Raw genomic sequence first — 22,839 nt, forward strand, 5'->3', positions numbered from 1 at the left:
GCCTCCAGGTATATACATAAGGAGAAGGATCGTGAAGTATGTTGATGAATATCGAGATTCAGCCCTGGCGAGTCGGGTCGCGGCCGATATCGCCCGTTTAAGTGACGGCCGGCAATTCAAGTTTATGGAGGTCTGTGGCGGCCACACCCACACCATTTATAAGCATGGGATTGAAGACATCTTACCGCCCAGCATTGATCTCGTCCATGGTCCTGGTTGTCCGGTCTGTGTGCTACCGATGGGCCGGGTGGACGACGCCATCGCGATCGCCCACATGGAGAACGTCATTTTCACCACCTTTGGGGATATGATGCGCGTGCCAGGCTCGCATGGCAGCCTGTTGGATGCGAAGGCCGAAGGGGCCGACGTACGCTTTGTCTACTCGCCGCTGGATGCCCTCAAGTTAGCGCGCCAATATCCAGACAAGCAGGTAGTATTTTTCGCCATTGGTTTTGAAACTACCGCCCCCTCTACGGCGGTCACTTTGTTGCGGGCCCAGGCCGAAGATATCAAAAACTTCTCGATCTTCTGTAACCATGTCACCATCATCCCGGCCATTAAAGCTATCCTCGACTCGCCAGATTTGCGCCTGGACGGTTTTGTGGGACCGGGCCACGTCACGATGGTGATCGGGTTGCGCCCCTATACCTTTATCGCGCGGCAGCATCGCAAGCCGATTGTGGTGGCCGGTTTTGAGCCACTGGATATCATTCAATCCGTGCATATGCTGGTGCAGCAGATCAGCGAGGGCCGCTCCGAGGTCGAGAATCAATATGCACGCGTGGTGCGACCCGAGGGCAACGTCAAGGCACTTGAATCCATGGCGCGCACCATGGAATTGCGACCGTTTTTTGAATGGCGTGGGTTAGGCTTTATCACCCAGAGCGCCCTTAAATTGCGGCCCGAGTTCGCGCAGTGGGATGCTGAATTACGCTTCGAAGTACCGGGTCTGCGCGTTGCCGATCCCAAAGCCTGCCAGTGTGGCGAAGTATTGAAGGGCGTAATCAAGCCCTGGGAATGTAAAGTCTTCGGAACCGCCTGCACCCCCGAGACACCGATCGGGACCTGTATGGTCTCACCCGAAGGAGCCTGTGCGGCCTACTTTAATTATGGACGTTTCTCCATGGCATCTGAACGCGGCCGCCTCAACATCGCCCCGGTCACACAGCAGACATCATGAAGACTAATTCTCAAGCAGGGTGGGGCGGCGAGCCCCGCCTGCCACCACTCAATCCCTTATTCACTTTCCGCCGCAGGCGGAATACAAGATATATATTTTATTACCTGAGTTGCGATAAGAGAGCGGTTCGGCCGGAGGTTTAAGCATGGAAAAGCAATCTATACAAAGCGATGAGGTGCTGGCAAAGATCGAGCGCAGCCGACAGGCACGCCGCCACAAATTCTACCTGCGCGATGAACATGTCACCCTCAGTCATGGTAGCGGTGGCAAGGCCACCCACAACTTAATCGAAGGCATCTTCGCCCCCGCATTTGCGAATACCGTGCTGGACCGTATGGAGGATGCAGCCACCATCACCATTGGGGAGCAGCGCCTGGCCTTCACAACCGATAGCTATGTGGTTAATCCGCTCTTTTTCGCCGGTGGCGATATCGGCAAACTGGCCGTGCATGGCACTATCAACGATCTATCGATGGCCGGGGCCGATCCATTATATCTTTCCGTGGGCATCATTCTGGAAGAGGGCTTCTCGATGGAGCAATTGAAGCGCATCGTGGATTCCATGGCCCGGGCGGCCCATGAGGCCGGCGTCCTGATCGTGACAGGTGATACCAAGGTGGTGCAGCGCAACAAGGCCGATGGCATCTTTATTAACACGGCGGGCGTGGGCGTAGTGCGTGCGACCGCGAATGTGGGACAGACACAGGTGCAGCCGGGAGATCGGGTATTGCTCAGTGGCGCGATTGGCGATCATGGCGTAGCTATCATGATGGCTCGTGAAGAACTGGATATCGAGACCGATGTGGAGAGCGATAGCGCCCCCTTGCATACGCTGGTAGCGGCCCTGTTGGATAGCATTGGCACCAGTCTCCACTGCCTGAAAGATCCCACGCGTGGAGGCGTGGCGACCGCCCTCAACGAGATTGCCCTGGGGGCTGAGGTCTCGATTGCCCTGGATGAGCAGTCTATCCCGGTGCATGAAGGTGTAAGAGGAGCCTGCGAAATTTTAGGGCTTGATCCACTTACCATTGCCAACGAAGGGAAGCTACTGGCCATTGTGGCCCCCGAGGTTGAGCAGGAGGCCCTAAAAGTTCTACGCTCCCATCCCCTCGGACGCGAAGCCATGGTCATTGGAACCGTCCAGGCGGAGCCAGCAGGCATGGTATTCCTGCGTACCGATATCGGTGGTACCCGTGTGCTGGACATGCTGGTTGGCGATCCCTTGCCGCGCATCTGTTGAACACCTCACTCAGCAACCAGCTAAGCAACTGAGCGCTGTACGTGTGGGGCTTGTCCCCGTTTTATCCGTTCATGCACGAAAAAGCATCATTTTTTAGAGGCTTTCTCCTCTCGTCTTCGCCTTTAGCCTCGATACCTGCGCTGTTCACACTATGCTTCACCCTTTAGAGCGCCGAATTAAGCAAATAAACCTCAGGTGGTTTAACTTCCCACTCATGAGATTGGCTATTCTGCCGGACGCTCTGCAAGTTGGGAAGGGCCGCCTGGAAAGCTTCCTGCGATTCCCAGATGGCGATACCCATGAGCGTTCCTTTTTCAGGGTCCTTAAAAGGATAAGGAGCCTGGAAAATAATCCCTGGCTGTTTCTTCATCAGTTCACCAAATTCGTGCATACTTTGAACTAATAGTTCTTCTTTTTCAGGGTGCGGAAAATGAATCGAATAGAAGATAAACATGATTGGGGTTCTCCTCTCTCATATTGGGGGTTTTCTGCCTGCACGCCGTCACCTACCAGTTGCTCAGATGCGCATTCCATATTGTAGGCGCAGGCGTTTACTGGCTCTTATTCTATTGCAAGCAAAGAAAAGCGGAAAATAGAGATACGTGATATTTCATGACAGGAGATGTCATATTGAGGAGGTATATTCTCTGCAAGATCTGTTTGTTACATTCACCTGCAGGGAGGTAGCTGATATGCGCATCGGGGTTAATCTGGGGCCGACAGGGAATTGGTCGGCTATTCTGGCGGCGGTACAGGCGGCTGATGCTCAGGGATTTGACGCCGTGAGCTTTTTGGATCATTTTCATACGGATAATCTGGAGTGGCCATATATTAGCGGCTGGTCGCTATATGGGGCACTGGCCTTGAGCACCAAACGCATCAAGCTGGTGCCGATGGTGATTGATCGCCTGAATTATTTGCCGGGCGTACTGGCCAAAGAGGCAGCGGTCCTATCAATTTTGAGCGCGGGACGTTTTGAGTTAGGCATTGGTGCGGGCGATTATTTCCAGGAGGCGCGGGCCTGGGGCTTACCGATTCCGGAGGCGCAGACACGCATCGATGGTTTAAGGGAAACCATCCTGGTCCTGCGGCAGATCTGGACCGGGCAGAAAATTACTTTTACCGGTGAGCATATTCAACTGCTTGAGGCGGCCTCGACGCCCGTTCCTGTTACACCTATGCGCGTAGTTGTAGGAGCCGGCAAATCTCGACGCCTGATCCAGAGCGCGGTCACCTATGCGGACGAGATCAACGTCTATGCCGATGATGAGCTCATTCGTTTTGCGGCTGATCAGATCGCGGCCGCACAGCGTCCACTTGCCCTCTCGGTCTATGTATGGGACTGGCCCGAAGATATCCAGGAAAAACTGGCCACCTGGCAAGCCCTGGGCGTGGAACGCACCTTCCTGACTATCTGGGAGCCCTTTAATTCGCTGGCCGCCATGGCCAATCTAGCAGATTAATTCATAGTATTTCCTGGAATGTGTCTGATCCTCATGATTGCCGCCATCTTCACGGCTAAGTTTGCGCGCCAGAGGCGCTCAAGAAGTCATTTTGAGTGGTGCAAACAGTGCGCCCATCTTCACGTCTAAGTTTGCGCGCCAGAGGTGCTCAAGAAGTCATCTTTGAGTGGTGCAAATAGTGCGCCCGCGCACTGTTTGCACCACTCAAAAAAAGATGCGGGCGCGCCAGCGCACGTTCGCATGCGAGCGACATGGTTTGCATGATGGATGAAAGACACTATCTAATAGATTAAGAAAAGACATACGTAATTAGCATACCGATTTTACACACAGTAACTTGATAAACGTGTATTCCATGTACGTCTCTATTAAAGAATTTTCTCTACTTAATTGCCTGGGAATTGACAAAACCTTGTCTGACATGATATATGTTTTGTGAAATAAGTAAGCAACTGTCCAGGCGCTTCTGAAATCTCGGCCAAACGAGTACCGGGTAGCATGTAGACATAAAAGACAACATCTTATGTCATACACCTGCCCGGTTTTCTTTTTTATTTAATAGCTCTTATGTCCTGGTCAATATAGATCTTCTGATGGCTTACTATGAGCTCACAAATTCCTCTGCGCTATCTGACACCAAAAAATCCTACCCGGTGTGAGTTTATAATTATTGACGATTCCCGACCAATTTTCTCATTATCTTTTCAAAATTTTATCCATTTGTACAACAAACAGTCTTCTTAGTATAATCTGTATGTATAACTACGGAGATTACAAGAATCACATTTGTGGTTTTCAAGCGAAGAGAGATATAGTGAGTATTGAATGTGGATGGATGACAGATGATATAAATGTGTGCCACAGATGGCATATATTATTGAATTTATAATTGCGATAATTTTGTATTTTTCGGTCAAAGGCCTGGCTGTTTGTTTTAGCGGTTCATGATGTTCGGTCAAGCGTTTGATTGTAGGAGATAGGTATAATGCATCAGGATGATAACACCCACACCCATATGAATGCAGAGAATATACAGGTGCCGATTGGAGGTAGTACTGGCGGTGATGACCGCCGTCAGGATATAGTAATGGCTGCTTTTCAATTGATTGCCACCAAAGGGGTTGAGGGTTTGCGCACACGCGATGTAGCGGCACGGGCGGGGATGAATATTGGAACTCTCTACTATTATTTCTCGACTAAAGAAAGACTTATCCAGGGCGTTGTCGATTATATTGTCCAGCATATTGTCGTTGTCCAGGAGCCGGTGGTTGCTTTATCTGTAAATACGCCGGTAGACGTACTGCACCAGCACCTGGTCAATTTGACCCACAAACTCATTACGACCCCTGAAATCTTTCGTGTGATGGGTGAACTCCTCCTGAGATCCGAACGTGACCAGGCCATCTATCCAATCTTGAAGAAGACTGATGATGATTGGAGACAATATCTGACGAACCTGTTAAGGGATGGTATCGGCCAGGGACTTTTTCGAGCGGATCTCAATCCGGCCCTGGCTGCTCATACCATTATGTCCTTCTTCAAAGGTGTCTCATTACAATTAGGGATGCTGGCTGAAGAGCTGGAGCAGACCGTGGAACAATTTGAGCGCTGGTTGCTCCCATAACTATCCCGTTCGTCTGTGCCTGAATATGCAATAGAACAACGAAAAGTACGCGCGGGGCTTGTCCCGCTTTTAGCCTTTCGCCTCGAAAAAGCAACAAGAAGAGGATTTTGCAGTTATTTGGTTGAGCGTATGGCGTTATTATTGTTGATTTTTCGGGCAGGAAGGATAGAAGCGGGGGCAAGCCCCGCACGTACGGATCGTTATTATTGTTGATTTTTCGGGCAGGAAGGATAGAAGCGGGGCAAGCCCCGCACGTACGGATCGTTATTATTGTTGATTTTGATTGAGGGCGTTCATTTAGCGGTCTATGCTATGGGTGGCAAGGTCTGGACGCTCTTCCTTTGGCTGCGGTCGCCTATACCTTGAGCCCAGTTTGGAACCCAGACGACCCAGGAAGAATGTTCCGATGGCTCCCAGAAGCACATAGAGACCAACCAGGGGAAAGGACGCGAGGTAGGGGTCGAGCATGTTTTTTAGTGCTTGCAGGGGTTGTCCATAGAGGTTATAAAAATAATTGCTGCAGATATAGATGATCAGCATGCTGATGTTGACGAGGGTTCCAGCGATAGCGATCCATAAAGCAAGTTTAAGGGGCCGATCTGGATGTAGCGCGCTGGTACTGCGCCTTCGTTCTAGCAGGCAGGCAATAAAGCTACAGGCAGCGAGAAAGATGCTGCCCACAAGGGCCGTGGTAGGGAAGACGGTTGCATTGATCATTGAGAGATTCTGACCATATGGCAATTGACTATCATATAAGCGTCCCCGCAGGATCTGCCCCATAGGATAGGCAACAAGGTAATGGACCAGCACGAGTACCGCACATGTGACCATCACATAAATGGTTGTCCCTGTCTGTGGGTGGCTTATGGTAGCTGCTTCATTGGTTGAGAGTATATCAATGGATGTGTAGTTTGAGCGGGCTGGAAAGAAACGGCAGCTTAGCCAGCTTCCCAGAAAGCCAGCCCCTATACTAAATCCTAGCAGCTGCAACTCAAATGGTGTTTGTTGAATAAGCTCATCTGAGAGGATGACGGGGAGATTAAATGAGCTATAGCCCCAGGTCCGGTGCACAAGCAAAATTAAGGGCACCGTCAATCCCACCATGATCCCGATCAATCCTCCGCATAATCCCGCAATAATTCCTAGATAATCTCTGTGCGTCTTTTTACCACTGAACCAGCCAGCCGCCAACCAGCCCAGCACCGAAAGCAGCATTACCAGTCCAGAAATGGTCGCTGAACTTTGATAAGAAGCATAGACAGAGAGATTAAACAGACTGAGGACTGTTTGTATGATGCCTGCAACTATGCCGAAGCCGAGTCCAATGGAGATAGCTGCGAGAACAGGATGTTTCGCTTCAAGTGAAGTGCGCATATTAAACGTCCTTTGCTATAGCCAGATTATTTACTTGTTTATATAGTAAAAATTGTTTTCTTAATATATACGTCAGCATAGTTAATATATTTCACATATCATATAAGACTGTTGTATTTAATCCCATCTGAGAATGTGTCTTACTCCCATCATGGGAAGCGTGCCACTCTTACGCGGACGTGCGCTGGCGCGCCCGAGCTTTTTGTGTGTGGCGCAAACTCAGGCGTGAAGATCGCAGTGATCATGAGGATCAGATACATTCTGAGATGAGAGGGCGTATGTATATGTATTAATATTGCTAGACAAGCCATGCTACAATAGGTGCTATAATGTTTGATATCAATATATTATTGAGATTTTGCGAAAATATGCTTTATGCATTGCCTGATAAGCAATTAATGTACTATAATAAGATATGTAACCATTTTTTTTATTTTCTGAAGAAATGGATGCATAATCATTAAAACAGTTTACTGGCAAGATTACAGTTATTAATATTTTATTAATATTAAAACTAAAGTAATTCAATATGGTGTACATACATACATAGATTTTTATGTACCAGGAACATTGACTACCCCAACATCTGTGATACCCACTATGTTTAGACGCCGCAGCGCCTGACTTTTAAATAACCTATCCTTGGGGAGAGAAGATGGATAAAATCAAGCAGAATCTTTCAGTGCGTGGAGAGAATACCGCCACGTGTCTCCTCGCTGCACCAGGCACCAGAATGACCGATCCGCAAGAGAGAGGTGCTTCCAAAGCAATGGTCATCTGAATACATACTGCGTGATCTGCTGGCGCAGATTATCCAGGATGAGAAAATAAAATTGAATTTGGTTGATGCTTTGGGTATTTCGCCGGTTACCCTGACGCGCTGGATCACGGGTAAATCTGATCCTCGTCCACAAAACTTGCGTCATTTAATCAACACCTTGCCTACCCAATATCATGAGCAGATGTATGCTCTATTACGTCACGAGAACAAACTGACCAGAGTGTCTCTGATAGAGGAAAACCTCAGGCTGAGATGATCTTGCCCGAGTTTTATACCCAGATTTTTATGGCGCGCGCCACTACCAGTGTCAACCTGCGCTTCTGGTCCCTCTGCAACCTTATACTCCAGCAGGCGATTGGACAACTGGACCCCGAGCGCCGTGGTATGTCGGTCTGGGTGGCCCGTTGCATGCCGCCATCGGGTCCACTGCAAAAGGTGCGTAGCATGCGCGAAAGCGTCGGTCTGGGCACCACTCCCTGGAAGGGCAATCTTGAGCAAGAGGCTATGTTTCTGGGAGCGGAATCGCTGGCGGGTAGCGTGGTTACCTCGTATCGACCAGGGGTGGTGCAGGATCTGGATGAGGAGCATTATCGCTTGTCGATTTCGCGGATAACCTATGAGCGCAGCATCGCTATTTATCCATACTCTATTGTGGGCGTATCGCTGGTGTTTTTGTCGTTGCCAGCGTCGAAGCAACTATTTTCTCTCGCAGCGTCGAAGCCAACTACTCCGCAGTCGACCTCATCAGCGCTATGCCGACTTGCTCGCGCTGGCCTTTAGCGATGATGACTTTTATGAGCCAGAACAGATAGCGCTTGAGGTCATGCCTTTCTACGAGGAGCAAAAAGAATCCTTTTCCCGTTTTCGCCAATTGATGGTCAGTACCATCTTAGAGGCCGCCAGCAACAATCGCCCAGTGGATAACGCGCAGGCTGACCTGATGGTCTGGCAGCGACTCGAAAATGAATTACTCGAACAGCACTCCCCACGCTTGCAGTGATAGCGTGGGAGGAGTCTGAACTGGTATGTGGCCTGCCTGTACTAGCCAAAGAACTTCAGCCTGGACCAGATGTGGGATAGTGAGCCGGAGAATTTTGGTTGTGTGCAGATGGTGACCGGCAACTGGTCCTCAGCGGCGATACAATAATGGCAGCGATAGGTGTCAACTGTTTTCACACTGCTCCATTCCTGTTGAAGGAATGAGGGCGCTTCTCCGATGGTGATCAACACTGTTCCGCTGCATTGGCCGGGCCCCCAGAGGTAGTAATTGTTGTGGCCGCTAATGACCGGTGGTAGATGATACGTCGCCCTATAAAAGGTCAGCGCACTCGCCTCGCCATAGTTGCTGGCGTAGATACATGCCTGAGCGCGCTGACCGGCTGGCAACTGTTGAGTGGCCCTGGCCAGCGTTTGCGCCATCTCCTCCCACCCAAAGCGATCGCCCAGGTATTGGGGGAAAATTCCCCCGCTATGCTGTCCAGCGCCACCATTGCCTGCGGCAGTTAAAACACTATAGGTATGCTCAAAAGTAGCTGGTGGCAGCATTGGTAGCGCCATGGGAGCGAACAGCAGCCCACTCAAACTCAGTGCGATAACGTAGGTTCGCTTAAGCCATTTGCGCCAGGCTTGCTCACAGATGACGGCTCCGCCCGACAGCAGGAACGGATAGGCTGGTGCCAGAAAGTAAGGTTTGGCGTTAGTAATGGTGAAGAGCAGGTAGAGCACAATAAAGGCCCAGCCCAGCGCCCGATATGCTTTTCCCGCCGAGCTACGAAAGTAGAATATAAGCCCGGCAATGATGAGTGGTAGATTGAATATATTGATGCTCAGCAATTGATTGAGCAGAAAACTTACAGGCCCCGATCCGATAATCCTCCATAGTGGTGTAGAAAGTCCAGGGTTGGCCAGCCGTGCAGCGCATTCCAAAGTATGTAGGGTGAGAAAATCAGGAGCGCGAGCACGCCCCGAGCCAGGGCCAGGGTGAACGAAAAGTGGTGCGCGCCGATGTCAGTAGCAGCCCGATTACCAGGGCGAAGCCGAAAAAGAGCATGGTCATTTTAGTGAGTAGCCCCAGGCCAGCGATCAAGCCAAAGAGCAGCCAGAGACGAGGTTGCTGCTTTTTGATAATGTGCATAAAGACAAAAGCGCCCAGAGCCCAGCAGAGCACGTCCGGCAAATCATAGGTGAAAAGAGAGGTTTCAGCCATATATGTCACCGCGACCAGCACGCTTAGCGCGGCCAGGCACTGGGCAAAGCGTCCTCCTCCCAACGTACGTGCCATATAGCAGCCAGAAAGACCAGGCAGGCACCCATCAATGACGGAAGGATATGAATGGCCACCAGCGAATCCCGAAGAGGATATGGACCAGGGCCGCCAGCCAGCCAATCAGCGGCGGTTGATCCACATAGCCAAAGGCCAGGTGTTGCCCATCGCCATATAATACAGCTCATCGCGGAAATACCCATAGTTATTAGCGCAGAGCAGATGCACACTAAAGTCCAGCAGTGCCAGGTAGCAGAGTAACGCATTCGTGCTGAACAGTATATCTCGATAAGACAATCTCCCCTGTTTTACAGGCTGTGTTGATTGATATTGCAGCATTATTTTACCCCTGATGGCGAACGACAATCTTATAAAGCCTGTTTTGAGTATAGATGTAAAAGCGGAAAAGCATGTATGTAGTGTTACCTATCTTAGCCATTCAAAGGTAAGGTCTTTTCCTGCAACAATCCAGGCGAGAGATAGCCAGAGGTCACATGACTTCTGGCTATCTCTCTACCACACCCAGGGTTTTGTAATGTTCCTCTTTGGCGCTTGCGGCGCCGGGTTGGGTGTGGAGTGTGTGTGCTGGGCTGCCGCAGCAGCCCAGCACACACACTCCACACAGGAAAGAATGTCCGTTGCATCGCTAGCTTGTGATCTCCCTGCGATCTCTGGCGAACAGTAAAAAGTCCTGAACTACATATTGTCTGAAATCGTGCTTATCTGGTATGCTAGGCTATAGCAGTAGAACATAGTATCTGGCTGATAATTTGGGCACTTCCATTGCTCTATTCAGATAAATGAGAAGACCATGCAAACAGATTTCCATGCAGTGCGAGGGAGACAAGATCGACCAGCAATGTCGCTGGCCCGCTGGCTGATGCCCCGCCCCTTTTACCTGGTCTCGACGGGTTTCTATCTAAGCGTGCTGCTACCATTTCTGGTCTACTTCGTATCGGGTCAGAAATATCAGGGAGAGTGGTGGCGGATGATTTTGATGGGTGGGGCCGTTTTATTCTTATTGGGGCTGGATCGTCTGGAATTTCGCTTATATGGAGAGGATACTCCACACAAGGCGGCTATTATTCTTATAGTCTTGAGGATGGTAATATACGAGGCGATTGCCTGGCTGGATGGTGCCGCGTTTTCTCCCACCCTGGCGGTTTTCATCCCGCTACTGGGGTATTGGTATTTTGGAGCTGTGGTTGCCTCCCTGCTGGCCGGCCTGGCCTGTGTGGACTATATCCTGCACCACCTGCTAGACGTGCCTGGCTGGTTATACAATCCCTATGAAATTCATGATAGTATCCTGTTCGGTATCCTCTTGTTTTTAGCCCTGGCGGTCGTGCATGTTCTAATGAAAGAGAAAGCCAGCCGCCTGCGCAGCGAGGGCTTATTGATAGCTTTAGAGGAGGCGCATCGGCAGCAGGGGGAGGCCCATCGCCAGTTGCAGGTCTATGCCGAGCAGGTAGAAGAACTGGCCACCATGCGGGAACGCAATCGCCTGGCGCGTGATATCCATGATAGCCTGGGTCACTATCTCACCATCATCAATGTACAACTGGAGAAGTCTCTTTCTTTCCAGGATCGCGATCGCCAGCAGGCCGAGCAGGCCACCCTGGCAGCCAAGCGTATGGCCAGCGAAGCTCTCCAGGATGTTCGGCGTTCGGTGAGTACCCTGCGTGAACATTCAGAAACGTTCCTTTTCATGCCGGCTGCCACAGAGCTAGTGGAACGTTTGCGTTCCAGGCAATTAGAACTGGAGCTTATCATTACTGGCAATGAAGTCAGCTACTCGCGCCAGGTGCAACTGACCCTCTACCGGGTGCTGCAGGAGGGCCTGACCAATATGCAGAAACATGCTGGTGAGTGTAGCGCGCAGATCCTGATTTGTTTTGATGAAACTGTTGCCACCCTGCGCATCCAGGATACTGGTCGTGGTTTTGATCCACACACCCTGGCAGCTTTATTGCCAGGCCGCGCCAGCAATTACGGGCTGCAAGGCGCACGTGAGCGTCTGGAACTAATTGGAGGTAGCCTGCAGATAGAGAGTATGCCTGGTGAGGGCACCTGTATCCTGGCATCAATTCCTAGAGCATTTTCCTGAGCCAGTATGAATATCGATCGCGGTAGATATATTAAGGGATAAAATGTATGGATGGCCAACAACATGAACGAGATAGAGCGGTACGCGTGCTCATTGTTGATGATCAGCAATTGATGCGCGAAGGGATCGCCTCTCTGTTGAGTATTCAGGATGGCATTGAGGTGATTGGGACCGCCGCCAATGGACAGGAAGCATTAGAGCGTGCCCTGCTTGAGCGGCCGCAGGTCATCCTGATGGATGTACGTATGCCGGTGATGGATGGGGTGCAGGCCACCATGAAGATTCGTCTGCAGCTTCCTGATTGTAAAATTCTGATGTTGACCACCTTTGACGATGAGGAATACGTGTTTGAAGCCTTGCGCGTGGGAGCCAGTGGTTACTTACTCAAAGATATTCCCGCCCACGACCTGGCGCAGGCAGTGCAGGCGGTGCAGCGCGGTATCTATCAGCTAGATGCAGTTGTCATGAGCCGAGTGATGACTGGTTTGCAAGCCTCAAAGACAAAGATTACTGCCCCCGATCCCGCCGGAGCCGCGAAAGAGCCGTCCAATCATCCTGCTAAATCCTGGTCACAGACTGGATTGACTGAGCGTGAAATCGAGGTGTTGCGCCAGATCGCACAGGGCGCTACCAATCGAGAAATTGCCATAAGGCTGGTAATCAGCGAAGGAACGGTCAAAAATCATATCTCGAATATCCTCAGTCGCCTGGGCTTGCGCGATCGGACCCAGGCCGCCCTGTATGCTCGTGAACACTCGTTGCTGTAGGTTTATCCGAATGTCTATGAAGAAAGCCACCCAGGCTATTCTGGGTGGCTTTCTTCATAGACATTGATAGTTATTGCAGACTGGCATTCTTAGAACCAGGGAGTGAACCTGCCTCCTCTTGCTGGGAAGACTGGTCTCCTTCAGCCGAGAGTGGTTGCGCGATGTTTTCTAGCGATTTTCCTTCGGCATCAATGCCAAAGAAGATAGCCACGATACCGGCGGCGACCATCAGGACCGCACCAAGTAAGAAGCCGTAGAAAACGATCCAGGTACTATGGGTCTGGATCAAGAAGCCGAAGAAGAGAGGTGTTAAAGAACCTCCCACTGCCGTTCCGATCGCATAGAAGAACGCAATCGCCATCGCACGCGTCTCCAGGGGGAAGATCTCACTGACCGTCAGGTAGGCCGAGCTGGCACCTGATGAGGCAAAGAAGAAGACGATCGACCAGCAGATGGTCAGGGTCAGTGCGTTCAAGATACCCTGGGCAAAGAGCCAGCCGGTGATGGCAAAGAGTACACCAGAGATGATGTAGGTAGAACTAATCATCTTGCGGCGGCCCACCGTATCAAAGAGGCGTCCAAGTGTTAGCGGACCCACAATATTGCCAATGGCGAAGGCAATCATGTAGAAGGGCACACTGCTGTTCGGCACTTTCATAAAGGTGGTAAAGATCAAACCGTAAGAGAAGGTGATCGCATTGTAGAGGAAGGCCTGTCCGATCATCAATGAGAAACCCAGCAATGAGCGCTTGGGATACGTCTTGATCATGGTTTTGGCGATCTGCCCAAAGGTGACCGTACCCTGTGGCCGGATGCTCAGCTTTCCCTCTGGCTCAGGTAGCTTATCCAGCTTACCCTCATGCATGACCTTTTGTTCTATTTCAGAGACCACCTGATCGGCCTCATCGAAGCGCCCATGCATCATCAGCCAGCGTGGACTCTCGGGTACAAAGCGTCGTACCAGCAGGATACCTAATCCCAGGATGGCACCCAGGGCAAAGGTCAGACGCCAGCCCAGGTTAACCGGGAAGATGGCCGGACTGAGCAACACGCCTGTGAGGGCCGCTCCAAAGGCTGTGCCGACCCACCATGTACTGTTGATCACGATATCTGTCCAGCCGCGTGCACGGCCGGGATCAGCTCATCAACGGCTGAGTTGATAGCTGCATATTCGCCGCCAATGCCAGCGCCAGTGATAAAGCGGCAGATGATAAACCAGTAAAAGTTGAAGGAAAATGCCGTTGCTATCGTCGCAATCAGGTAAAGCGACAGAGTAAGCATGAATAATTTTTTGCGGCCCCACTTATCGGTCAAACGACCAAAGACAAGGGCGCCAACAACTGCACCAATCAGATATGTCGTACCTGCGCCTGTCACCTGAACATCGGACAAATTCAAGGTCTGTGGCTCTTTTAGCACACTGGCAATCGAACCAACAATAGTAACCTCAAGCCCGTCCAGAATCCAGGTAATGCCCAGCGCTACAACTACCAGCCAATGCCAGCGACTCCAGGGAAGTCGATCCATCCTGGCCGGGACGTCTGTTTCGACTGCATCAGTCGTTTGAGTCGTCTCATTCATGATTATATGGCTCCATTGCGCTATCAAGATGATGAAGAGAATAAGTGATGCAACGTTTTAATAAATTACTGCATCTATAATGTGGGTGTAGGTAGAGCTTAACTACACTACTTGGACTAAATGGATGTGTCTATTTTATCTATAGATAAAATGTTCCCACGTGCTTGGTATACGTAGTACAACTTATGAGCGGTTTCAAATTCAACAATTTTTATATCCATTCTTTCTAGTGTGATGTGTGCGTGGTGAGCGGCCGCAGGCGCCCACCACGCACACATCACACTCCCAACCCGGCGCCGCAGGCGTCAAAGAGGGACATGAAAAAGCTTTGCAGGCGAACATTCGAACTTGACAATTGGTGAGGCAGGCCTTATATTTTTATCGCTTGATAAAAAATTGATCAGTAAGAGAGTACCCAGATAGTAGAGCATGCACGTCTTTCTTACGTACATTAAACCGTGCTCTTTGTATGATCTAATCATTTATTTTTATGTTTTATTTATCAACTGATAAGGAGCAAGCACCATGGAGGCGAATGCGAATTTATCGCAGCCATCTCAAAGCGCGAACGATCCTGGTTATAAATGGCGTGTGCTCGCGACCGTTGTAACTGGTCTTTTTATGGTCATCCTGGACTCAACCGTCATTAATGTCGCCCTGAAGACCTTGCAGCAGCATTATTCGGTCTCCACCAGCGAGGCCCAGTGGGTTATCAGCCTGTATACACTGGCATTGGGTATTGCCACGCCGCTCTCAGGCTTTCTGGGTGATCGCTTTGGTATTAAGCGCATCTATCTGAGCGGGCTGGTCTTGTTTGTAGTGGGTTCAATCCTGTGTGGCCTTGCGCCGTCACTGACCTTGCTGATTGCCGCGCGTGCTATTCAAGGTATCGGTGGTGGTATCTCTTTGCCGTTGGGTACCGCCCTGCTATTCCGCGCCTTTCCGCCGCGTGAACGTGGAGCCGCCTTTGGTATCTTTGGTATTGTACTGGTCTTTGCCCCTGCCATTGGCCCGCTCCTGGGCGGCTGGCTGGTCGACAACAACCTGTTGTCCTGGATCTTCTTTTTGAATATCCCGATTGGTATCATCGGCCTGACTATCGGTACCCTCTTCTTACATGAAGCCCCGGGTTCAGCGAAAATTCGGGCTGACATTCCGGGTATCATCCTCTCGGCGCTGGGTTTTGGCGCGATCCTGTTTGCTACCTCAATCGCTGGTGAGCAAGGTGCGGGCTGGACCGATATACGCGTTATTGCGGGCCTGGTGATCGGCCTGCTGGCCCTGGCCCTCTTTGCTGTGGTTGAGTTGCGCTCGCCCGATCCTTTGCTGGACCTGCGCCTGTATGGAATTCCTAGCTTTGCGATTGCCAACGTCGCCAGTATGGTTGGTACCATCGCCCTCTTTGGTGCTGAGTTCCTGTTACCGCTCTACCTGCAGATCTTGCGCGGCCAGACCGCCTTCCAGGCTGGATTGATCCTGTTGCCCCTGGCGATTGCTTCGGCCTTCTCCAGTTTTATCAGTGGCCGGATCACCGACCGCATCGGTCCCCGTGTGCCGATCGTCATTGGTTTCTTGCTGATTGCTTATAATACTTTTCAGCTCTCAGAGATCACTATAGATACAAGTATCAATTTCATCATCTTCTTGCTGGTCCTGCGTGGTATCGCGGTCGGCTTGATCATCCAGAATAGCCAGGTGGCGGCCCTGCTCGATGTACCCATGGCGCGCCTCAATCGTGCCACGCCACTGGTCCAGGCCACACGCCAGACCATGCAATCGATCGGCGTTGCCGTGCTGGCCACTATCCTGACCAGCGCCATTACACTAAGTATGCCCAGGAATATCCCGAGTGGCGCCGACCTCTCGAAGCTGCCACCGGCTGTACGCCAGGCGGCCCTGAACGGCATCCACCAGTTCCAGAATCAGTACATTACCGGCCTGCAGCATGCCTACCTGGCCACCTTTGCGATTGCCGTCGTCGCCATCTTACTCTCGCTCTTCCTCCCTGGCTGGCCTGGCAAATACCAGACCTCGTCCAAAAAAGCAGCTCCTGCCGTCGAGCAGCCAATGCCAACCGAGGTCGCTTAATAGCGCCCCTGCGCAGTATGAAATGGTCGTTGGATTTATCTCCAACGACCATTTTCTTCCATCGATCGCGCACTTTTCTTCCCTCCTTGCACCGGTCCCTTACAAATTTGGCTCTCCGTCTTTTGGGGGGAAAGCGGGGTGCAGGGGCGGCAGCCCCTGACGGAGCGCGATGGCAGGCATGCTGGGGGCATGCCAGTCCTCGCAACTCTCCCTCTCCGTCCTTCCCCCGGAAGGACGGAGAGTCACAAATTTTCTCTTTGATGCAGTCATATTATGTTTTTTCTAGCCATAGATTTTTAGTTATGAGAGAAGATACAATACATAGGAATGCTTCTCGTGCTTGTGCTTGGGAAGAACTCTCATAGTTGTGCTCCCAGACGAAGAAAGAAACCTGCCTTCATGACACAAAGGATCTATTTAATTGGAGCTGGCATGATTGCGCGCACACATGCCGCCGCCATCAAAGGTTTGCCCGCCGCCGAAGATATCCAGCTGGCCGTCGCCGATCCTAATGCGGCTATGCTGGCCGCTTTTACCAAACAGTTCCCCCACGCTCAAACCTTTGCTGATGCCGCTACTATGCTGGCTGAACCTGCCGCTGAAAATGATATTGTGGTAATTGCGACGCCGCCATTTACCCACTATGAACTGGCCTGTGCCGCCTTGAGGACCGGGCGCCATGTACTCTGTGAGAAACCACTGGCCATGGATCGAGCAGAGGCTCGTGCTATGCTGGCGCTGGCGCGGGAACAGCAACGCCTGCTCGGCTGTTGTAGCGTGCGCTATTTTGGCTGGTCTCCATTTGAGGAGACGCGCCGCCTGTTGCGAGAAGAGATCCTGGGTCATATCTATCATGTGCGTTTTACTTTTCTTGAGCAACGCAATCGGCCTGGCATCGAATATCAGCCTGAAACCCACTGGTTCCTGGATCAAGCCAAATGCGGTGGCGGCACCTTGATGGATCGCGCCCCCTACGAATTTAGCCTCCTCAATCGGCTCTTCCAGCCCCTGCGTATTGATGTCCTCAACGCCTGGCTGAGCGATCCTGTTACCGCGCTCTCGTTGCCGGATAGTGTCGTCAACGATGTCGAGCAACATGCGGGCGCCACCCTGCGCTATCATTTGCAGGACGGCTCCAACTTTATTATGAGCTACGAGCGAGCCTCTGGCACCCATAGTACGGAGCGGGCTGATATTGAGATAAGTGGTCTCAATGGAGCGATACGCTGGGACTGGCCGAGCTTAAGAGCCAGAAAATTTCTGGCCCATACGTATGATCGCCATGGGCAGGCCGAAACAAAGACGATCTCCTTCGCCACATCTTATCAAGGACATGTGCCCTTCCTGGAGAAGCCGCTCCACTACTTCTACCAGCGCGTACACGGCCAGGACTCGCCGGCTGTAGTTAATGAGCAGGCCGTCTTCAACTTCTCCTGCGTTCGGGCCATCTACGACTGCGCCAATACACAGCAGCCACAAACGGTGGCCTGGGGAGAATAAAAAAAGCGAAGGGGAAGCAGCTGCTTCCCCTTCGCCTGTGTGTTGTTTATGGTTCTTATGAGCGCTGTGCGCCTTCGAGCGGTGGAGCTACGCTGACACCGAGGCCCTGAGCGATGCGGCTACCGAGGTCCTGATCAACCTGGAGCCAGAGCTTAATGGCGCGTTCCTGGATCGCAGGATCGACATCCTGGCCCATATGACCAACGATGTTGCTGACCAGGTGGTCCCGATCAGTCTGTGACAGAATCTTGCGATAGAGGGTACCGGCCTGACCGAAATCGTCATCTTCCGCATGCAACGTGTAGGCGCTGCGGACAAGCTCGCCGTTGGACTCCCAACTGGGCTCGATGATGCTGGGATCGGCCTTTGGACCACCAAAGCTATTTGGTGCATAGACAGGCTGGTTGCCGTTATGGCGATAGCGCATGGCGCCGTCTTTATTATAGCTATGAACCTCGTTATGCGGCTGGTTGACTGGCAACTGCAGGTAGTTGGGTCCAATGCGATAGCGATGTGTATCGGGATAGCTAAAGAGACGACCGAGCAACATTTTGTCCGGGCTGGGTCCAATGCCAGGGACCATATTGGAAGGCTCAAACGAGGCCTGCTCGATCTCGGCAAAGAAATTCTCTGGATTGCGGTCCAACACCAGGCGACCAACCTGGATGGGTGGATAATCGCTGTGTGGCCAGACCTTGGTCAGATCAAACGGATTGAAGCGATAATTGGTCGCATCCGCAAATGGCATGATCTGCATTTCCAGATTCCAGACCGGGAAGTCCTTTTTATTGATCGACTCGCGCAGGTCGCGACGATGGTAGTCAGGGTCCTGTGAGACCATGGCTTTGGCATCGGCATCGGTGAAGTTCTCAATGCCCTGTGCGGTTTTAAAGTGATATTTGACCCAGAACTTCTCGCCGCTTGCATTGATCCACATAAAGGTGTGGCTACCATAGCCATTCATATGGCGGTAGGTACGTGGAGTGCCGCGATCAGACATCAGGAATGTTACCTGGTGAATCGCCTCGGGAGACAGGGACCAGAAATCCCACTGCGCATTGTTGCTACGCATATCTGTATCTGGCATGCGCTTCTGCGAATGGATGAAGTCCTGGAATTTTGAAGGGTCGCGCACAAAGAAGATCGGTGTATTGTTACCGACCAGATCGTAGTTACCCTGTTCGGTATAGAACTTAAGGGCGAAGCCACGAGGATCGCGTACTGTATCAGCCGAACCTAATTCACCGGCCACGGTAGAGAAGCGTGCCAGCACAGGTGTACGCTTGCCGACCTGGTTAAGGAAGGCCGCGCTGGTCCATTGTGTGACATCGCAGTGACCTCGAAATAGCCAAATGCTCCACTTCCTTTGGCATGCACAACACGTTCTGGTACGCGCTCGCGGTTAAACTGAGCCATCTTCTGGATGACGTAATGGTCTTGTAAGACCAGGGGTCCATTAGGACCTACCGAGAGCGAATATTCATCACTGGTCGCGGGAATGCCAGCATCAGTGGTAGTAACGGGTGGTCGTTTTTCAAAATTGTCGCTCACTTCTACCTCCAATTTACTATATGGCACCGGTTGAAGCATTTGTATCAGGCGAATTGCTACAGCACGATGTCTTTTTCCTAGGATCGATTCATATATCGTGAATCTGACCTGCTTGCTGAGGCCTTTGGGATAAGGCTGCAAACATTTCCATGTATATCCATGTATAATGCGCGCTAGTCTCAGTATTAACCGGTTGTAATTTTCTAAACCCTGAGCACCCTGTTTCAAAATGTTACAGGCCTCATTTCATTCTAGCAGATAATCATGTCGAGATGCAAGAATATACTCTGAGCGTAAAATTCCTGGTGAGTTTAAATGATTATCACCGACCTGTTTAAACTGCTTTTGGTGTGGGGTGATGGTTTAACTATAACGGTTTGACTACATTTAGACGCATCGTTTACAAACATCAGGTAATTAAGCTATATAGTGTTTACTCTCATTTAATAATTTCGGTTTCATACGCTGCACCGCATCCCGGCCAGCGGTGTAGTAGCTAAACCTCTTGAGCAACAGGGATAAGTGTATCGTTAGCTTCCAGGCGCATCGGCATACCATACCGGGGGCGTAGCGTCACCAATGGCTGAAAAACGATGCGTGCGCCGGGTGCCAGCTGTGGCACATAGCGCTGGAGAATGGTGGCCAGCAAGAGCTTTGTTTCCAACTGCGCGAAAGGCATCCCGATACAGATGCGGGGTCCCAGGCCAAAGGGGAAGTAGGCTCCCTGCGGAATCTGCTGCCCCTGCTGCTTATCCCAGCGCTCGGGCCTGAAATTTTCAGGATCACCCCAGATGTCCGGCAAATTGTGTACCACCCACTGGCTGAGGATCGCAATTGTCCCTGCTGGAATGTGATAGCCATCCAACTCGAAATCCTCCAGGGCCATGCGTGCCTGCCGCCAGGCTGGTGGATAGAAGCGCCAGGCCTCATTGATGACACTTTCCAGGTAGGGTAAGGCTGGCAAATCGTCCAGAGTAGGGGTCCGACCTGCCAGCACTGTTTGTAGCTCGGCCAGTAGTTTGGCGCGCACATGTGGATGCTGTGAAAGCAGATACAGAGTCCAGGATAATGTATTCTGGGCCGTCTCATGGCCGGCCGCCACAAAGGTCAGCACATGATCGTGGATCTGTTTATCCGACATTGCCCGGCCTCATCTTTCTGGGCTGCCAGCAACATCGAGAGCACATCACCGGTATCATGATCTGCTCGCCGTCGCTGCTCGATCAAGCCATAGATAAATGTATCGATCACCTGTGTCTCTTTTTCCTGCTCGCGTTGCGCGGAGAGCGAGGGCGAGGGAGTAAAGATCCCCATCAACGATGTGCGTTGTGGGCCATTGCTGATAACGACATCAAAGGCATGGCCCAGTTGTTTGGTCTGCTCAATCGAATCGACATCGAAGAGCGTCTTGGTAATGATGCGCAGGGTCAGATACTGCATCTCGCTGGCCATATTGACTACTGAGCCAGGGCGCCAGGAATCTAGCATCTCCTGTGCGTAGCGCGTCATGGTGGTCGCATAGCTATCCACGCGATGCTTATGGAAGGCTGGCTGTACCAGGCGACGCTGCTGGCGATGCTGTTCTCCATCGATGGTCAGCAGACCATCTCCTAGAAAGAGCTTCAGTCCAGCGCCAGTGGCCGTGCCCGGCTTAATAAAGTTGCGTGGATGCTCAACCAGAAAATAGCGAATATGTTCGGGCCGGAAACAAAAAAGGACCGGGCGTTTCCCAACCATAACGGTGGTCATACCCCCATAGCTACGCTCCAATTCCCGAAAGAATTTCAATGGCCGCCGTTGAAATTCAAGTAGACTCCCCACAAACGGTAACCCTTTAGGACCCGGCGGGAGCGATGTCGCTGGCAGATTACTCATTGTATATTGACTCCAGAATCTTTGATGAATGATGGAAAACAGGCATCAGGACTATTTCGATAATGAAGGCATCTCGCTGTTGCCCGGATTGAAGTGTTTCAGGATGACCAGGGGCTCGGTTGAGCTGTGGTTGCTCAAGGTGACACCTTGCTGGGCGGCTGGCAGGGAGACAAAGAACTCGTCCTCGGTCATCTCGCCAAAGCGGATCAGCGAGGGCGCGGAGATCGGGTGTTTGCCAATGCGTCCATAACCCTGTACGCAGATCAGGCCATAGGCCCCACGTCCCGCAAGGTAACGCTGCGGCCGGGTTGTACGGTGACCTCTTTCGCGCTAAAGAAGTCGCTGCCATAGACGATCCAGCGCTCATCATAACCTTCTGCCCGCATCTCATCCTCTGACCGAGCCGCGATAGGCGTATGGAAACGCTGCTCTTTAAACTGTGGATCGACATTGGCCTCCCAATCCAGGAGCGACAGGATATAGTCGTAATCTTCCCATTTATCTTCGGGCACATCTTTGACCAGCATGGAGCGATCAATGACCTGGAAATCGGCGATCAATGACTGCCACATGGAAGAGACATCGCTGGCCCGTTGCGGCTCATAGGTACAGAGTGTGCCCGGAGCATGGAGTATACCGGTCGGCACATCCCAGCCAGTACCAGTGGTCAGCCGATAGGCCTTTGAGAGCTGGAGGATGCCATTATCGCCCTCATCCCAGCGTTTCAAGCAGTCTACGACCTGGTCTTTGGTGGTCCCGGGCTCCAGGCCGAAAAAAGTATAGGGAAAAGCATCGAGGGCGAAATTATACTGGGCCGGAAAATAATAGGCCTCAGGCTTCCCGACGCGTCCAACGTCGGCGGCCCGCTCATCATTCTGGTGCATATGGAATGGTAGTGGATGCATATTATCGAAGAATTTACTGAACATGACCCAGCCACCATAGCGCGCAATGGCCTCCTCGCCCAATATCTCAGTGCCGAGCAGCGTCAGGGCATCCCGCAATAGCACCCTCTGCTTATCGATGGCGATAAAGCTCAAACCCTCATGCTCGCTGGTCAAGGGACCATTATCGGCCTTAACGGTCGATGCGAGCCAGCGCTCATCGATACCGCCGCGATGAGCACCGAAGGCATACAGGTCGCTAGAATGCAGGCGTAAACGGCGACCGGGTATACAGAAGACGCGCGGCACCCAGGTTGGGGTCAGGCGTACAATGCCTTCCCCCTCATCAAACGCCTGGCTGGCCAATTGTAATATCTGCTGATCTGTTGGCATGGCTGTACTCTTTCATCCTTGTCGTGACAGTAAAAATCCATGACTCTATTCATAATTGTACCGTTATTGACGTATTAAGCAAGGCTTCTATGTAGGTAAAGGCATGAAATGCGAAATACCCGCCTGCATTTACACATGCAGGCGGGTAGCAGGTGATTGGAAGTTTGA

At 51.6% G+C, this 22,839-nt stretch carries 18 protein-coding genes and 3 pseudogenes; 12 read left to right on the plus strand and 9 right to left on the minus strand.

Features of this window, described 5'->3' with window-relative positions; genetic code table 11:
- The first annotated feature begins 31 nt into the window (after window positions 1-31).
- Both hypD and hypE read left to right on the plus strand, forming a co-directional pair.
- A complete protein-coding gene (hypD, locus tag EL645_RS37910; RefSeq protein WP_126557546.1) occupies window positions 32-1,180 on the plus strand; it encodes a hydrogenase formation protein HypD in 1,149 nt (382 codons plus the stop codon).
- A gap of 145 nt (window positions 1,181-1,325) precedes the next feature.
- Window positions 1,326-2,420: a hydrogenase expression/formation protein HypE gene (gene hypE / locus EL645_RS37915; protein ID WP_126557547.1), complete on the plus strand. Its 1,095-nt coding sequence runs from the start codon at window positions 1,326-1,328 to the stop codon at window positions 2,418-2,420.
- Window positions 2,421-2,583: 163 nt separating this feature from the next.
- Here hypE and EL645_RS37920 read toward each other — a convergent pair whose 3' ends face one another.
- Window positions 2,584-2,874 carry an NIPSNAP family protein gene (locus EL645_RS37920; RefSeq protein WP_126557548.1) on the minus strand — a complete coding sequence of 97 codons (291 nt, stop codon included), beginning with the start codon at window positions 2,872-2,874 and terminating at the stop codon, window positions 2,584-2,586.
- A 238-nt stretch (window positions 2,875-3,112) separates the two neighbouring features.
- Between EL645_RS37920 and EL645_RS37925 the strand changes: the two genes are divergently transcribed.
- The gene (locus EL645_RS37925) at window positions 3,113-3,883 is read left to right on the plus strand and encodes an LLM class flavin-dependent oxidoreductase (RefSeq protein WP_126557549.1); all 771 of its coding nucleotides are present in this window, start codon (window positions 3,113-3,115) and stop codon (window positions 3,881-3,883) included.
- 985 nt (window positions 3,884-4,868) lie between these two features.
- On the plus strand, window positions 4,869-5,507 hold the full coding sequence (locus EL645_RS37930; protein ID WP_126557550.1) for a TetR/AcrR family transcriptional regulator: 639 nt from the start codon (window positions 4,869-4,871) through the stop codon (window positions 5,505-5,507).
- A gap of 297 nt (window positions 5,508-5,804) precedes the next feature.
- On the opposite strand, the gene EL645_RS37935 is transcribed toward EL645_RS37930, so the two are convergent.
- Window positions 5,805-6,881: a hypothetical protein gene (locus EL645_RS37935; RefSeq protein ID WP_126557551.1), complete on the minus strand. Its 1,077-nt coding sequence runs from the start codon at window positions 6,879-6,881 to the stop codon at window positions 5,805-5,807.
- A gap of 755 nt (window positions 6,882-7,636) precedes the next feature.
- On the opposite strand from EL645_RS37935, the gene EL645_RS37940 reads away from it, so the two are divergent.
- From EL645_RS37940 to EL645_RS38950, 3 genes are read left to right on the plus strand one after another with little or no spacing between them, the layout of a single operon-like run.
- Window positions 7,637-7,918 (plus strand): hypothetical protein, encoded by a 282-nt coding sequence (locus EL645_RS37940; protein ID WP_126557552.1) that lies wholly within the window; start codon window positions 7,637-7,639, stop codon window positions 7,916-7,918.
- A complete protein-coding gene (locus EL645_RS37945; RefSeq protein WP_126557553.1) occupies window positions 7,915-8,442 on the plus strand; it encodes a hypothetical protein in 528 nt (175 codons plus the stop codon). Before EL645_RS37940 ends, EL645_RS37945 begins: the two co-directional genes overlap by 4 nt.
- The gene (locus EL645_RS38950) at window positions 8,423-8,662 is read left to right on the plus strand and encodes a hypothetical protein (protein ID WP_136625367.1); all 240 of its coding nucleotides are present in this window, start codon (window positions 8,423-8,425) and stop codon (window positions 8,660-8,662) included. Before EL645_RS37945 ends, EL645_RS38950 begins: the two co-directional genes overlap by 20 nt.
- A gap of 41 nt (window positions 8,663-8,703) precedes the next feature.
- Here the strand turns inward: EL645_RS38950 and EL645_RS37950 are convergent, their stop codons facing one another.
- Both EL645_RS37950 and EL645_RS37955 read right to left on the minus strand, forming a co-directional pair.
- Window positions 8,704-9,588 (minus strand): hypothetical protein, encoded by an 885-nt coding sequence (locus EL645_RS37950; protein ID WP_126557554.1) that lies wholly within the window; start codon window positions 9,586-9,588, stop codon window positions 8,704-8,706.
- Between the two features lie 19 nt (window positions 9,589-9,607).
- Window positions 9,608-9,943 carry a glycosyltransferase family 39 protein gene (locus EL645_RS37955; RefSeq protein WP_126557555.1) on the minus strand — a complete coding sequence of 112 codons (336 nt, stop codon included), beginning with the start codon at window positions 9,941-9,943 and terminating at the stop codon, window positions 9,608-9,610.
- A gap of 34 nt (window positions 9,944-9,977) precedes the next feature.
- On the opposite strand from EL645_RS37955, the gene EL645_RS44980 reads away from it, so the two are divergent.
- From EL645_RS44980 to EL645_RS37965, 3 genes are all read left to right on the plus strand, one after another.
- Window positions 9,978-10,103, plus strand: coding sequence for a hypothetical protein (locus tag EL645_RS44980; RefSeq protein WP_281276471.1), 126 nt, complete (start codon window positions 9,978-9,980; stop codon window positions 10,101-10,103).
- A gap of 633 nt (window positions 10,104-10,736) precedes the next feature.
- Entirely contained in the window at window positions 10,737-12,032 is a 1,296-nt protein-coding gene (locus EL645_RS37960) for a sensor histidine kinase (protein WP_126557556.1), read from the plus strand.
- 47 nt (window positions 12,033-12,079) lie between these two features.
- Complete coding sequence (locus EL645_RS37965) at window positions 12,080-12,799, plus strand: response regulator (RefSeq protein ID WP_126557557.1); 720 nt, start codon at window positions 12,080-12,082, stop codon at window positions 12,797-12,799.
- A gap of 70 nt (window positions 12,800-12,869) precedes the next feature.
- Here the strand turns inward: EL645_RS37965 and EL645_RS37970 are convergent.
- Window positions 12,870-14,380: pseudogene (locus tag EL645_RS37970) on the minus strand (MFS transporter).
- Between the two features lie 525 nt (window positions 14,381-14,905).
- Between EL645_RS37970 and EL645_RS37975 the strand changes: the two are divergent.
- Together EL645_RS37975 and EL645_RS37980 are read left to right on the plus strand one after the other, a co-directional pair.
- Window positions 14,906-16,468 carry a DHA2 family efflux MFS transporter permease subunit gene (locus EL645_RS37975; RefSeq protein ID WP_126557558.1) on the plus strand — a complete coding sequence of 521 codons (1,563 nt, stop codon included), beginning with the start codon at window positions 14,906-14,908 and terminating at the stop codon, window positions 16,466-16,468.
- Window positions 16,469-16,867: 399 nt separating this feature from the next.
- Window positions 16,868-17,968, plus strand: coding sequence for a Gfo/Idh/MocA family protein (locus EL645_RS37980; protein ID WP_161978031.1), 1,101 nt, complete (start codon window positions 16,868-16,870; stop codon window positions 17,966-17,968).
- 55 nt (window positions 17,969-18,023) lie between these two features.
- Here EL645_RS37980 and EL645_RS37985 read toward each other — a convergent pair.
- The 4 genes and pseudogenes from EL645_RS37985 to EL645_RS37995 form a co-directional block, all read right to left on the minus strand.
- Window positions 18,024-19,558, minus strand: a pseudogene (locus EL645_RS37985) (catalase).
- Between the two features lie 457 nt (window positions 19,559-20,015).
- Window positions 20,016-21,394: pseudogene (locus EL645_RS37990) on the minus strand (cytochrome P450).
- Window positions 21,395-21,445: 51 nt separating this feature from the next.
- The gene (locus EL645_RS42060; protein ID WP_218032273.1) at window positions 21,446-21,586 is read right to left on the minus strand and encodes a hypothetical protein; all 141 of its coding nucleotides are present in this window, start codon (window positions 21,584-21,586) and stop codon (window positions 21,446-21,448) included.
- 71 nt (window positions 21,587-21,657) lie between these two features.
- On the minus strand, window positions 21,658-22,671 hold the full coding sequence (locus EL645_RS37995) for a cupin domain-containing protein (protein ID WP_218032274.1): 1,014 nt from the start codon (window positions 22,669-22,671) through the stop codon (window positions 21,658-21,660).
- Window positions 22,672-22,839: the final 168 nt, after the last annotated feature.

It is taken from the genome of Dictyobacter kobayashii (assembly GCF_003967555.1).
GTDB lineage: Bacteria > Chloroflexota > Ktedonobacteria > Ktedonobacterales > Ktedonobacteraceae > Dictyobacter > Dictyobacter kobayashii.

Excerpts from the sequence above, each read along its gene's own strand:
- hypE (WP_126557547.1), top strand. The coding sequence starts at position 1,326 with ATGGAAAAGCAATCTATACAAAGCGATGAGGTGCTGGCAAAGATCGAG.
- EL645_RS37920 (WP_126557548.1), bottom strand. The coding sequence starts at position 2,874 with ATGTTTATCTTCTATTCGATTCATTTTCCGCACCCTGAAAAAGAAGAA.
- EL645_RS37925 (WP_126557549.1), top strand. The coding sequence starts at position 3,113 with ATGCGCATCGGGGTTAATCTGGGGCCGACAGGGAATTGGTCGGCTATT.
- EL645_RS37930 (WP_126557550.1), top strand. The coding sequence starts at position 4,869 with ATGCATCAGGATGATAACACCCACACCCATATGAATGCAGAGAATATA.
- EL645_RS37935 (WP_126557551.1), bottom strand. The coding sequence starts at position 6,881 with ATGCGCACTTCACTTGAAGCGAAACATCCTGTTCTCGCAGCTATCTCC.
- EL645_RS37945 (WP_126557553.1), top strand. The coding sequence starts at position 7,915 with ATGATCTTGCCCGAGTTTTATACCCAGATTTTTATGGCGCGCGCCACT.
- EL645_RS37955 (WP_126557555.1), bottom strand. The coding sequence starts at position 9,943 with ATGGCACGTACGTTGGGAGGAGGACGCTTTGCCCAGTGCCTGGCCGCG.
- EL645_RS44980 (WP_281276471.1), top strand. The coding sequence starts at position 9,978 with ATGACGGAAGGATATGAATGGCCACCAGCGAATCCCGAAGAGGATATG.
- EL645_RS37960 (WP_126557556.1), top strand. The coding sequence starts at position 10,737 with ATGCAAACAGATTTCCATGCAGTGCGAGGGAGACAAGATCGACCAGCA.
- EL645_RS37965 (WP_126557557.1), top strand. The coding sequence starts at position 12,080 with ATGGATGGCCAACAACATGAACGAGATAGAGCGGTACGCGTGCTCATT.
- EL645_RS37975 (WP_126557558.1), top strand. The coding sequence starts at position 14,906 with ATGGAGGCGAATGCGAATTTATCGCAGCCATCTCAAAGCGCGAACGAT.
- EL645_RS37980 (WP_161978031.1), top strand. The coding sequence starts at position 16,868 with ATGACACAAAGGATCTATTTAATTGGAGCTGGCATGATTGCGCGCACA.
- EL645_RS42060 (WP_218032273.1), bottom strand. The coding sequence starts at position 21,586 with ATGACCGAGGACGAGTTCTTTGTCTCCCTGCCAGCCGCCCAGCAAGGT.
- EL645_RS37995 (WP_218032274.1), bottom strand. The coding sequence starts at position 22,671 with ATGCCAACAGATCAGCAGATATTACAATTGGCCAGCCAGGCGTTTGAT.